The 13,020-nt window shown below is 39.0% G+C and carries 7 protein-coding genes and 1 other RNA gene; 7 read left to right on the top strand and 1 reads right to left on the bottom strand.

Features of this window, described 5'->3' with window-relative positions; genetic code table 11:
* Positions 1-122 precede the first annotated feature (122 nt).
* The gene (locus H5079_RS12785; RefSeq protein WP_182684240.1) at positions 123-2,096 is read left to right on the top strand and encodes a cation:proton antiporter; all 1,974 of its coding nucleotides are present in this window, start codon (positions 123-125) and stop codon (positions 2,094-2,096) included.
* Positions 2,097-2,134: 38 nt separating this feature from the next.
* Here H5079_RS12785 and H5079_RS12780 read toward each other — a convergent pair whose 3' ends face one another.
* Complete coding sequence (locus H5079_RS12780) at positions 2,135-3,280, bottom strand: patatin-like phospholipase family protein (protein WP_011328667.1); 1,146 nt, start codon at positions 3,278-3,280, stop codon at positions 2,135-2,137.
* Positions 3,281-3,452: 172 nt separating this feature from the next.
* Here H5079_RS12780 and H5079_RS12775 point away from each other — a divergent pair, with 172 nt between their 5' ends.
* The 6 genes from H5079_RS12775 to H5079_RS12750 all read left to right on the top strand — a co-directional run bounded on the left by H5079_RS12775 (position 3,453) and on the right by H5079_RS12750 (position 12,983).
* Positions 3,453-4,322: a DUF3014 domain-containing protein gene (locus tag H5079_RS12775; protein ID WP_086999367.1), complete on the top strand. Its 870-nt coding sequence runs from the start codon at positions 3,453-3,455 to the stop codon at positions 4,320-4,322.
* A gap of 138 nt (positions 4,323-4,460) precedes the next feature.
* Positions 4,461-4,557, top strand: an RNA gene (gene ffs, locus H5079_RS12770) — signal recognition particle sRNA small type.
* Positions 4,558-5,173: 616 nt separating this feature from the next.
* Positions 5,174-7,621 (top strand): TerB N-terminal domain-containing protein, encoded by a 2,448-nt coding sequence (locus tag H5079_RS12765; RefSeq protein WP_182684239.1) that lies wholly within the window; start codon positions 5,174-5,176, stop codon positions 7,619-7,621.
* A 2-nt stretch (positions 7,622-7,623) separates the two neighbouring features.
* Positions 7,624-8,931: an ATP-binding protein gene (locus tag H5079_RS12760; RefSeq protein WP_086999318.1), complete on the top strand. Its 1,308-nt coding sequence runs from the start codon at positions 7,624-7,626 to the stop codon at positions 8,929-8,931.
* Positions 8,928-11,117, top strand: a complete 2,190-nt coding sequence (locus tag H5079_RS12755; protein ID WP_086999315.1) for a DEAD/DEAH box helicase — start codon at positions 8,928-8,930, stop codon at positions 11,115-11,117. Before H5079_RS12760 ends, H5079_RS12755 begins: the two co-directional genes overlap by 4 nt.
* 372 nt (positions 11,118-11,489) lie before the next feature.
* Entirely contained in the window at positions 11,490-12,983 is a 1,494-nt protein-coding gene (locus H5079_RS12750) for an acetyl-CoA hydrolase/transferase family protein (RefSeq protein WP_011328660.1), read from the top strand.
* The last annotated feature ends 37 nt before the right edge of the window (positions 12,984-13,020 follow it).

Genomic DNA, 13,020 nt, shown 5'->3' with positions numbered 1-13,020 from the left:
TTTCCCCCGAGTATATGATCTTATAATACCAAGCGAATTTTATGCCACATTTAAAAACTGGCCGATAAATTGGTGATTGCTATAGTTAAGCATGGCTGTTTTTATAAGTAACGAGGTAATATTTGCAAAATATTAATACTCAAATTTTTACTTTATTAGTCGCTGCTGTCTTATTTGTATGGATTTTTAAGCGCGTAGGGCTACCTCCTATATTGGCTTATTTAGCAACAGGGGTTTTAGCGGGTAGTCACAGTGTTGGCTGGATGACGCAAACTCACGAAATGGATTTAGTAGCTGAACTAGGTATAGTATTTTTATTATTTAGTTTGGGGCTCGAGTTTTCTATTTCGCGCCTAATGGCAATGCGCAATATAGTATTTGGCTTAGGATCATTGCAGGTTGTAGTAACCAGTACAGTGCTTATTGTGATTTTATATTGCTTAAACTTTAGTTTGCTCACCAGTTTTACAATTGGCGTTATTATGATGCTGTCCTCAACTGCTGTGGTTGTTAAGCTATTAAAAGAAAACGGAGAGTTAAATAAACGCCGTGGGCAGCTCGCCATTGGAGTGCTTTTATTGCAAGACATTGCGGTTGTGCCTTTACTGATTATTTTACCTTTATTAGCCGCTACCGGATCGCAAAGTATTAGCTGGGCGTTAGCAGTAGCACTCACTAAGGGGGCGTTTGTTTGTTTACTACTTTGGGCTATAGGTAAATGGATTTTGCCTAAAGTATTTAATGAAATTGCGTTAGTACGTACCGACGAGCTATTTATGCTTACCACTTTGCTGGTGGCTTTATTTGCTGCCTTACTCACCTACTCATTTGGTTTATCTATGGCACTGGGCGCTTTTTTAGCAGGCATGATGCTAGGAGAAAGCCATTATCGGCATCAGCTTGAGGCAGATATTAGGCCATTTAGAGATATTTTAATGGGGTTGTTTTTTGTCACTGTCGGCATGCAGCTCAATGTAATGTATGTGCTTAATAATAGCTTACTTATTATTGGCGCATTAGTTGGGTTATTAGTATTAAAAATAGCGGTAATGGCAATAAGTGCTCAGCTAATGGGCGAGCGAAAACAAGACGCGCTAGCATGTGCATTTATGCTATGGCAAATGGGGGAGTTTGGTTTTGTACTTATAGCGCTAGGCGCTCAGCATCAGTTACTAACTAATCAGCAAGTATCGTTTTTAATTGCTTTAGGGGTGCTTTCTATGGCGCTTACGCCCTTTTTAATTGATAAAACACCTTTTATTTTAAAGCGTATTGGCGTGCTAGATCGTGCAAGCCAAGCGTGGGAAAGTGAACCTAAAAGCAGCACACTGTATAGTGATCATGTCATTATTTGTGGCTTTTCACGGGTGGGGCAAACGGTTGCACGTTTTTTAAAACCAGAAGCCATTGATTATATAGCAATAGAAAGTAATCCAATTTTAGTTCAAGAAGGTAAAGCGGCTGGTGAGCCTATATTATTTGGCCATGTTAAACAAAAAGATATTTTAAAATGTGCGGGAGTAGAGCGAGCACGTTTAGTCATTATTACCTTTACTGAGTTTGAGCAAACGCAAATAGTAATAGATGCAATCAAGCAAGTTGCCCCAGAGGTAAAAATACTAATAAGAACCAAAGACGACAGTCAGCTGGAGCGTTTAAAAGAACTGGGGGTTACCGAAGTTGTGCCAGAAACCCTTGAAGCTAGCTTAATGTTGGTTTCGCATGTTTTGTCTATGTCGGGGGTACCAATGAGCCGTATTATTCGCCGTGTTAGCACCGAAAGGCATAACCGTTATCAATTATTGCAACGCTTTTTTACCGGTGAGTACCTTGATGTAGACGAAGACGCGCATGAACGCCTTGAATACTTGCATGTAATAGCGCTACCCGATAAAGCTTTTGCGGTTAATAAAAGTATTGCGGCGCTTAATTTAGCAAAACGAAAAGTGTCTATAAAAGCACTGCGCCGACAAAATAATGAAATAGAGAATCCATCAGATCACACTATATTACTAGCCAACGATATTTTAATACTGCAAGGTAAACCAAGGCGCGTAGAGCGAGTAGAGCATTATTTATTTGATGGTATTGAGTAAGTTACTTAGATGATGCAGGGCGAGCATGCATCAGCGCCCTAATCTAGCTCTAAAAACTTACGTATTTCAGGTAGCTTTTTCATGCCATCCTCATAACCAATTTGTATTAAATGTTGGGTATAACGTTTTTCAAATAATAAATAGCTGGTTAAACTCGATTGCGAATGTTTTTTAACCCCTATGATCCTAAGCAACACTTTAATTGCCCATGGCATATCGTCGTAGTACTGCGCGGCAATAGCATTAAAGTTTTGTGATGGGTTGATCACGCAGGTTTCTATGCGCTTAAGTTCTTGGTGTTTATCGCGAGCTGGCAGCAAGCCTAAGGTGCGGTTAATTCGCTCTAGCCGTTCTAAGTCAGATTGCATAGTATCGGTAAACACGCTGTCGAGTAAATGCCCTGCAACCGAAGACAGCCCAGGGTAATGAGCAGAGTAACCCACAGGGTGTAACTCTTTAGGCTGCTCAACACCAATAATGAATATTTTTTCAGCGCCTAAATGTATTGATGGGCTTAGAGGCGATAACTGATGTATAGAGCCATCACCAAAGTAATGGTTATAAATATTTACACTAGGAAACACCATAGGAATGGCGCTCGAAGCCATTAAATGCTCAACATTAATACGCGTAGCGCGGCCCTCACGTTTAGCGCGTTGCCATGGTAGGCGTGTATTAGATTGATAAAACGCCACCGAATCACCAGTAGTATAACTAGAGGCGGTAATCGAAAGCGCTTCTAAGTAATTGTGATGTAAATTGCGTTCAATGCGATGTAAATCTAATATTTCGTTTAATAATTTACGCAGTGGCCGATTGTTTAATAAACTCGCAGGCGGATGATTTATATGTTCTGACTGAAAACTGGTTAAAATATTACGAGTAATATGACCAAATACACTTAAAAAATCACTTTTATACACCATAGAAGTAGAAAAGTTCTTCCATACAGACTCGAGCTTTCTAACTGCTAAGTGCGCGCAGGAGGCATAGCAAGCTAGCGCCGCAGAGTTTATAGCCCCAGCAGATGTACCATTTATTACTCTAAATGGCAGAGGCGCTGTTCTAGGCATGCTATGAGCTAATGCTTTAAGTACGCCTACTTGATAAGCAGCGCGTGCGCCACCCCCTGTTAATAGAAGGGCAACTTTGGGTTTGTTAGGATCAACTTGCTTGATTTTCATATAAGGGACTAAACTGTTCTACGTCTTTACTTTATTTATTTACTTTAAGTCTTTAAGCTAGAAGAATCAAAGGATACCTTAGCTGCTTTTAATATTATTTACTGTAAGCTATGAATTAAACTCATTTAGAATACTCTAAGTGATATTGCATTTTAATTTTAATGGAGTTCGTATGTCAGATAAACCATCAGCGTCAGATGTTCAAAAACGTCCACCTAATAACAATCTACTTTTTGCCATTATTATTTTAGTGGTACTCGTATGCGCCGCTGCATTTGTATTGCTTAAGCCAAGCAACGAAGCAGAAGTGCTTACTGAGGTTGAGCCAGCACCAGTAGAGCAGCCTATGATGGAGTTAAAGCCAGAGAATGATCCTGTTTTAGATGTTCCATCAGTATTGCCAGATAAACCACAAGATTATGAAATGCCAGCGCAGCGTGATGCCGAGCCAGCAGCCGTGCAATTACCACCACTTGATGAAAGTGATGCAGTTGTTGTGGCAAAAATGGATGAATACTTAAGTGATTCGGTAATGGAGCTAATGATTACCGATGATGTTATTCGCCGTGGTGTCGTGTTTGTTGATAATTTAGCAAAGGGCAAAGTTGCTACAAAACATACACCAGTAATAAAGCCAGAAGAAAAATTTAGTGTCACAGAAGGTGATATTTTAACTATCGATCCTAATAGTTATGAACGTTACACCCCGTATGTAAAAATATTTACTAGTATGAGCGCCGCCCAAGCCGTGCGTTTATTTGAAGAATATAAACCGCTTATTAATAATGCCTATACAGAAATTGGTTACGGCGATAATGAGTTTACGCAAACGCTTGAAGATGCAATCGACTTATTACTCGATACACCAGAGCCAGAAGGTAACTTACCATTACTGCGCGATTCAGTAACCTACCAATATGCATTTGCAGAGTGGGAGCAATTACCCGCTGCACAAAAACAGCTTTTACGTATGGGCCCAGAGAACATGAAAAAAGTAAAAGCGGCACTGCGTAATATTAAAGCGCAGTTAGAGAGCAAATAGTAAACATAAAACAGTTTAAAAGACCGCGATTGTATATGAAGTATGCAATCGCACTTTCTTTTTCGATTATCCCTTGAATAACGTAGCAAAAGTAGAGATAATCCTTCCCGCGCCAACCAAGGCCCTCAATGGTAGTCTTATTGGTCCTCTCGCAACACTAGCAGGCGAACCTGGTCAGGCCCGGAAGGGAGCAGCCACAGTTTGTGACGTGTGTGCCGAGATGTGGCTGGTAAGACTGCCACCCAAATTCCTCATTTGGGTGTTACAAATTTAATTTAATATACTTCATAAACATATCCTTTTTAAATAAAGCTATTAAAGCTTGCTTAACCATATTCTGATTTTTAAATTAGCTGTCTTAAGTATGATCATTTAAATGGAATTAAAAGCTTAATTTATGTCTACAGTTTCCAAAGTGTTTTTACCTGATGAGGGAAAAACTACACCTCTAATAAAATTCTATCTTTAGATGAAGCAAAACTATTCAAGCTTAGACGTTTTTTGAGAGAGCCTGAAGGGTTAGGTAGTATTTTATGTATTACATGTTTTGAGCCTTTAATTCTTGCTGGTACTCCACCTGCGGCAACTTTTTAATTATGAACCAAGTTCAGTTTAGCCTTTGAATTCTGTAAGTTTGACATTTTACTACGGGTGATCAAGTTAATCCCGAGTAACAGTTTGAATTGCTATACATAGTAAGCTTTATTAAAGACGGTTTTATTGTTTGCTTAAGAATAATTGAAATTACTTAGCAACAGTACTATACATTTATGAATTTTTTAGTGGTATGTTAGTAGTAGATGGAGTTTTAAATAACAAAATGGTGCCAACCATTTTTAAAGGGATGTTGCATGGAATTCGTTTTTATAATTGCAGTTGTTATATTGATAATTTGGTTAATTACAAGTTCACGCTCAGATTCAAAAAAAACAAAGCCTAGAGTGCTAGGTAACCCGAGTCAAAATATAAAAGAAACTCGTGATGCGGCTGCTTCTAAACATTCTTTATCTAAGCCTTCTTTATCTAGACCTTCGAGTGACGTAACTAGCTCGATAGCTCCTATTACAACTACAAAAGCATCAGTTAGTGTTGAGTTACACGAACAAGCTACTGAATTAACCACAGCAAAGCAGGCTAATCCAAAAACTCACACCACTGCTGTTAATAAACCTACGCCAATTATAGAGAGTGCCCATAGTGCAACACATTCTGAGGACGATTTTGCTACATTTAATATTTTTGAGAGCACAGAACCTCAAAATGCAAACATTAAAAGTACAAGAAAAGCCCAATGGCTTGATAAGAAGAAAGAAACTATTATACACAAGCGCAAGCTAAGAGGATTTATTTACTTAGGTGAAAAAATGGAGTCTCTTCGAGGTTATGACTCTGAGCCTGCATTATTAAACCCAATTTTACCCGCATCAACCCCTTTGGGGCATCAGCTAGGTTATTATACAGATGATTCACTTGGTTACTGGCCGAGTTATAACAGGCTTTCTAGACAGTGTAGAGGAGCCTACCTTGACTGGTTAGCAACCGACAGAAGCGCGGCCAATACCCCAGTAGGATTCGTGTTTTTGTACTTTTATGGACTTGAAAGATTTGTTATTGAAAATGGTCAAGTTGATAAAGTTGGAGATGAACAATTTGAAGACATTTTTTATGAAGTACTGCGTTTGCACAAGGTGTTTATTTCAAATCGTTCTTTTGCTGGTTACTCAGCAAACTTTTTGGAATTTATGTATTTACTTAAACCTGAATTATTTAAAAGTAAAAAACATATATTACCGAAGACGCGTCATTCACTACTTTTTAAATTACGTCTTTCAGAGCAAGTTGTTGCCACAGAAAGAGTGAGTGATGAACTAGCACTTGAGTGGATTAAAAATACAGACCAATACAATCTAAAAACAGCAGCTAGACGCTGCGATGTAGAGTTTGATTCACTTTTCAAACTTTACTACAAGCAAAAATTCCCAGAAGGGATGCAAGTAAAAGTAAATAAAACTAAATTAAACGCTGAGTACTTTGCTGCCAGTGGTGGCATCCCTAGCGTTAAAATTTTACTCGACGGTTTGCCTGACCCGAGCATATTAAAAGCACCTATAAAAAAGCTTATTCCAATAGCAGATATGGTCACTGAGGAACTAGCTAGCTATAGCCGTTATTTAGCTAAGACTAATACAAGCAAAGATGATTTAGCTGCATTAATACTGTTGCCTCGTGCCATCGCTAATAGCCAACCATCACCATTAATCGAAAAGTTTAAAACGTGGGCCCAAACTATCATTTTAGAACATGATGGGGTAACAAATGTAGCTGATTTTTGGTTGCAAACAGACTTACCAGCACCAAAAGCGATAAATAAGAAAGAAGGTGAGCTCATTTATAACTTAGCTAGCTTTGCTGATATTGGTATTGCGCCTGACTTACGTTATCACCATACAAAACCTAAATTAGATGGCAAACTTGTATTATTTTATCCAGGTCATGGGGAAGAGTTCGTCCCTAGCTATGCGTTTAATCAAGTCGGTGTCGCACTGCGCTTAGGTGCTATGGTTGCAAATATAGATGGAATTGTAGATGAGTCAGAAAGTTCAGAGTTAGAAAAGCTAATTGCTCATGATGAAAAATTAACGGATACAGAAAAGCGATCTCTAAAGGCTTATCTTACATGGCGATTAGTTACACCATCAGATAATACGGGGTTAAAAAATAGACTTAATAATTTAGGTGTAAAAGAAATAGAATTTGTGAAACGGTTTATTCTGTCTATTGCGCTCGCTGATGGCAATGTTGATAACAAAGAAGTAAAGCAAATCGAAAAACTCTACACAAATTTAGGGTTGAATAAAGAGTCTGTTACGAGTGATATTCATCAGCTTACTACAAGTAGTCACCAACCAGCACTAAGTAATCAAAACTCATCAGAATTTAGCTTAGATGAAACAATATTAGCCCTTCATGAAAGCCAAACAACAGAAGCAAAAAATATGTTGGAACAGATCTTTATCTCAGGTGAAGATGAAAGCGATTATATTGAAGTCTCAGAGCTGACAAACGAAGTTGATGGATTAGATCTGGCTCATAGCCAGTTGTTTGAAAAGCTATGTGCTAAAGCGCAATGGGGTCGCGAAGAGGTAGCCCAAATGTGTAGTGAGCTAAAATTAATGGTCGATGGTGCTATAGAAACCATCAATGACTGGTCATTTGATTTAGTGGATGCACCAGTAATCGAAGACGATGGTGATATATACATTGATGAAGAAATAGTCGAAGAGATAAGGGAGTTATAACAATGGCAGCAAAAAAAATTAGAGCAAAAGAGCGCGATGCAATTATACAGTCTCTTAAATCGGGTGTTACCCCAAAAGTCGGCATACAGCATATACAAGTAGGCCGTGGTAATGAACTTAAGGCGCTCATTAAAGATATCGACAGAGTGACAGAGGGCGGCTCTGCTTTTCGGTTAATTATTGGTGAATATGGATCAGGTAAAACATTCTTTTTAAGTGTTGTAAGAGCGATAGCATTAGAGCGAAAGCTAGTTACTGTTAATGCGGATTTATCTCCCGACCGTCGTATTCATGCATCATCAGGACAAGCCAGAAACTTGTATTCTGAGTTAATGAGAAACATGTCTACTCGTAATAAGCCTGATGGTAATGCATTGACCAGTGTGGTTGAAAAGTTTATTACCGAAGCACGAAAAGAAGCTGATAATACAAGCAAGGAAATAACCACAGTGATCCACGAAAGGCTCGCGTCACTCTCTGAGCTTGTAGGTGGTTACGACTTTGCAAAAGTTATCGAAGCATACTGGACAGGCCATGAAACAGATAACGAGCAACTTAAAAACAACGCTGTAAAATGGTTAAGAGCAGAATATGCTACAAAAACAGATGCTCGCAAAGATCTTGGTATCAGAAGTATTATTTCAGATGCATCGTTTTATGACTCTCTAAAGCTTATGAGCTTATTTGTAAGGCAAGCTGGCTACGAAGGGTTATTAGTTAACCTCGATGAAATGGTAAATTTATACAAACTCAATAGCACCCAAGCACGATTATCAAATTACGAGCAAATTCTAAGAATACTCAACGACTGCTTACAAGGATCGGCTGAGTACTTAGGGTTTTTACTGGGTGGTACACCTGAGTTTTTACTTGATCCAAGAAAAGGCTTATATAGTTATGAAGCGCTGCAATCTCGCTTAGCTGGCAATACATTTGCAAAACAAGCTGGTGTTATTGATTACTCATCTCCAGCATTACATTTGGCAAGTTTAACGCCAGAAGAGTTATTCATATTACTTAAAAACCTTAGACATGTTTTCGCATCAGGGGATGAATCGTTATATTTAGTGCCTGACGAGTCCCTAAAAGCATTTTTAGTCCATTGCAGTAAAACAATTGGAGACGCTTACTTCAGAACACCAAGAAATACGATCAAAGCGTTTTTAGATATGCTTGCCGTGATTGATCAAAATCCAAACATTTCGTGGGACAGCTTAATAGAAAATGTTAATATAGCACAGGAAAAACCTTCCGATGTAGAGTTAGATATTGAATCTGAAGACGATGAGCTAGCTGACTTTAAATTATGATCAACGCACACGAAAAGCTCGATTTTCGCATTCAGCAGTGGATTTTTAAACAAGGTTGGGATCGACTTAGAGAGATACAATGTTTAGCAATTGATCCTATCCTCTCAGGCAATACTGATGTGCTTATTAGTGCCTCTACTGCCGCAGGTAAAACGGAAGCATTTTTTTTACCTGCAATAAGTAGTATCGCAGATGAAGTAAGCGGTGTGGGCATTTTATATATCAGCCCGCTAAAGGCGTTAATAAACGATCAAGACCGAAGACTCGAAAGCTTGTCAGATTTATTAGGCATACAAGTTACACCTTGGCATGGTGATAGCTCGCAAGGTCGAAAAAATAAGCTGAAACGAAATCCATCCGGCATGGTGTTAATAACGCCTGAGTCCCTAGAGTCATTATTAATAAGAGACAGTGGTTGGGTAAAATCTGCTTTTCAGAATTTAAAGCATATAGTTATAGACGAATTTCACGCATTTATTGGTACTGAGCGTGGCCATCACTTGTTGAGTTTACTGCACCGCTTAGAGCATCTGCTTGGCCGCGTAAACTCGCCAATACCCAGAACGGCTTTAAGTGCCACTTTAGGTGACCTAGAAAGTGTCCCAGCATCTTTAAGACCAAATAAATCACTACCTTGTAAAATAATAAAGCAAACGCAGTCTTCATCATCGTTAAAAATGCAAGTGAAAGGATACATTGAAAGCGCTGTAGTAACAGATGAGACGCTTACTGCGGAGCAAAGAGTATGTAACGATTTATATGGCCTTTGCCGTGGTGGAAACCACCTAGTATTTGCCAACAGCAGAAGCCGCACCGAAAGCATTGCAACTACTCTTGCAGAGATGTGTGAGAGCAACATTGTGCCTAACGAGTTTTTTCCACATCACGGCTCGTTAGCCAAAGAAATGCGAGAAACACTTGAAGCTCGGCTTCAGCAAGATCAAATTCCAACAACAGCAATATGTACTATGACTTTGGAGTTAGGCATTGATATAGGTAAAGTTAACTCTGTTGTGCAAGTTACTGCGCCACATTCTATTGCAAGCTTACGGCAGCGAATGGGTCGTTCAGGCAGGCGTGGTGGCGCTAGTGTTTTGCGAATGCTGATAACAGAGGCCGACCTTACAGAGCAATCAAATATTGCAGATAAACTTCGGCTTGAATTAGTTCAATCGCTGGCGATGATACGGTTACTGGTTGCAAGCAAGTGGTACGAACCCGCAGACACTTCGCTTTATCACTTTTCGACATTACTACATCAAGTCTTAGCGCTCATCGCGCAATGGGGTGGTATAAGAGCAGATCAAATCTACGTATTACTGTGCAAAGATGGGCCGTTTCAGCAGGTTAGTATTACCCACTTTAAAGGTTTGCTGTCTCACATGGGAAAAGTAGAGCTTATTACTCAGTTAGGGAGTGGTGAACTCGTTTTAGGCCACATGGGTGAAAAAGTAACAAATCATTATACGTTTTATGCGGTGTTTAAAACCCCTGAAGAATTTAGAATAGTGACTGGTAGTAAAACACTAGGGACATTGCCCATAGACAGCCTAATTTTAGAAGGGCAACATATTATATTTGCTGGCAAGCGTTGGGTTGTTGAGTTGGTTGATGCTGACAAAAAAGTGATTTCAGTACAGCATGCAAAAGGCGGGAAACCACCTAAGTTCGGTGGTACAGGGATGGCTGTACATGATGTAGTAAGGCAAGAGATGCTGACAATATTGAGAGAAGGAGATTACAGAATTCAAGTTGGCGAACAAAAAATTGAGTTTGGTGATGAGGTTGCTCAATCACTTTTCAAAGAAGCAGCAGGTTTTTTTCAAACAGCAAAACTTGATAGTACGCATTTTATACAGCATGGCAATATAGTAGTTATTCTGCCTTGGGCCGGAGATAAAGTTTTAAATACACTTGTTGCTGTACTTATTAACAAAGGTTTTGGTGCTGGCGCATTTGCAGGGGTGATAGAGGTTGAAAATGCTTTAGTAGAAGATGTTATTGATGCGCTTAAAAGCTTTCAAAATAACGAAACAATATCAGCAATTGATTTAGCTGAAGTTATCTCAGAAAAGGCCATTGATAAGTTTGATGAATATTTATCACAAAATTTACTCACACAAGGATATGCCGCTAGAGCATTTGACGTTGAGAAGACAAGGATATTAGTAAAAAAATTACTCTAAAGAAATCTCGCATCATAAAGCTAGAGGGCGTTCAGAATTCTGTGTCACCTTATACTTCAAACGACATTGGGTGTATAAACTAATTACTTATAATTAAGCCAATTTTTAAACTACATTTTATTCAATTTATTTCTCTCTCATTATTCTACTTTTTTCTAATTTTAATCCCATACTTTAAATACTCACTTAAAACTTACGCTATATCAGCATATTAAATTTATATAAATGTTCGTACATTAAAGTAGATTGCTACCACCAAGGCACTTTATTCTGTGTTTGCGTAACTTAATTTAGTAAATGCGACCTAAGTCTAGATTGCGAAGTGCGCTGTAATACTTAAAATAACGCCAAATTAAAAAGGGGCTCAGTAGTATGCAGTTAGAACGTATCCGCAATAGCAATCTGCACCAAAAAGTAATGTCAGCAGAACAAGCTAGCCAATTTATTAAAGATGGAATGACAGTAGGCATGAGTGGCTTTACTCGTGCTGGTGAAGCTAAAGCCGTGCCAAGAGCACTGGTTGAGCGTGTTAAAAATAATCCAATGAAAATAAACCTAATGACCGGTGCGTCGTTAGGTAATGATTTAGATAAACTACTTACAGAAGCGGGTGTGCTAGCCCGCCGTATGCCTTTTCAAGTAGATAGCACATTACGTAAAGCGATTAATAACGGCGAAGTAATGTTTATTGACCAGCATTTATCAGAAACCGTTGAGCAGTTGCGTAATCATCAATTAACTATGCCTGATGTGGCGGTTATTGAAGCGGTAGCCATTACTGAAGAAGGCCATATTGTGCCTACTACTTCGGTAGGAAACTCTGCAAGCTTTGCTATTTTTGCTAAAGAAGTGATTATTGAAATAAATATGTTGCACAGCCCTGAACTTGAAGGCTTGCATGACATATATATTCCTTCGTATCGCCCTGTGCGCCAACCAATTCCTTTAACTAAAGTAGATGATCGTATTGGTAGCACGGCTATTCCAATTGATCCTGCTAAAATTGTTGGCATTGTTTTTACTAATCAGAGCGATTCGTTTTCAACAGTTACCGACCCTGACGTAGATACAGCGGCTATTGCCAGCCACTTAGTGAGCTTTTTTAAAGAAGAAGTAGCACAAAAGCGTATGGCAGAAAACCTAGGGCCATTACAAGCAGGTATTGGTAATATTGCTAACGCGGTAATGATGGGATTGTTAGATTCTGATTTTGAAGATTTAACAATGTACTCAGAAGTATTACAAGATTCGACCTTTGATTTAATTGATGCCGGTAAACTTAAATTTGCTTCAGGCAGTTCAATTGTTTTATCAGAGCGTTGTAATGCAAAAGTATTTAATAACCTATCAGAATATAAAGATAAGTTAGTGTTACGTCCGCAAGAAGTGTCGAATCACCCTGAAATAGTACGCCGTTTAGGGATCATTGCCATTAATACTGCGCTTGAGTTTGATATGTACGGTAACGTAAACTCAACCCACGTTTGTGGTACTCGCATGATGAATGGTATTGGCGGCTCGGGTGACTTTGCACGTAATGCGCATTTAGCGATATTTGTTACTAAGTCGATTGCTAAAGATGGCGCTATTTCGAGTGTAGTACCTATGGTAAGCCACGTTGACCATAACGAACATGACGTTGATATATTAGTAACCGAGCAAGGCTTAGCCGATTTACGCGGCTTAGCGCCACGTGAACGTGCTGTACAAGTTATTAAGCACTGTGTGCACCCAGATTACCGTGACGCCATGCTAGATTACTATGAGCGCGCTTGTAAGCGAGGCGGACACACACCTCATTTATTAGAAGAAGCGTTTAGCTGGCATATTCGCCTTGAAGAGCAAGGCAGTATGAAAAAAGCCTAATAAATATAATCCCAAATTGCACCAATCCATACAGTTA

The organism is Pseudoalteromonas sp. SG44-5, from assembly GCF_014164175.1.
In the GTDB taxonomy this organism is placed as follows: domain Bacteria; phylum Pseudomonadota; class Gammaproteobacteria; order Enterobacterales; family Alteromonadaceae; genus Pseudoalteromonas; species Pseudoalteromonas nigrifaciens.
This window is presented reverse-complemented; position numbering and strand designations above follow the sequence as displayed.

Coding starts and splice junctions, on each gene's coding strand:
- H5079_RS12780 (WP_011328667.1), bottom strand. CDS start 3,280: ATGAAAATCAAGCAAGTTGATCCTAACAAACCCAAAGTTGCCCTTCTA.
- H5079_RS12775 (WP_086999367.1), top strand. CDS start 3,453: ATGTCAGATAAACCATCAGCGTCAGATGTTCAAAAACGTCCACCTAAT.
- H5079_RS12765 (WP_182684239.1), top strand. CDS start 5,174: ATGGAATTCGTTTTTATAATTGCAGTTGTTATATTGATAATTTGGTTA.
- H5079_RS12760 (WP_086999318.1), top strand. CDS start 7,624: ATGGCAGCAAAAAAAATTAGAGCAAAAGAGCGCGATGCAATTATACAG.
- H5079_RS12755 (WP_086999315.1), top strand. CDS start 8,928: ATGATCAACGCACACGAAAAGCTCGATTTTCGCATTCAGCAGTGGATT.
- H5079_RS12750 (WP_011328660.1), top strand. CDS start 11,490: ATGCAGTTAGAACGTATCCGCAATAGCAATCTGCACCAAAAAGTAATG.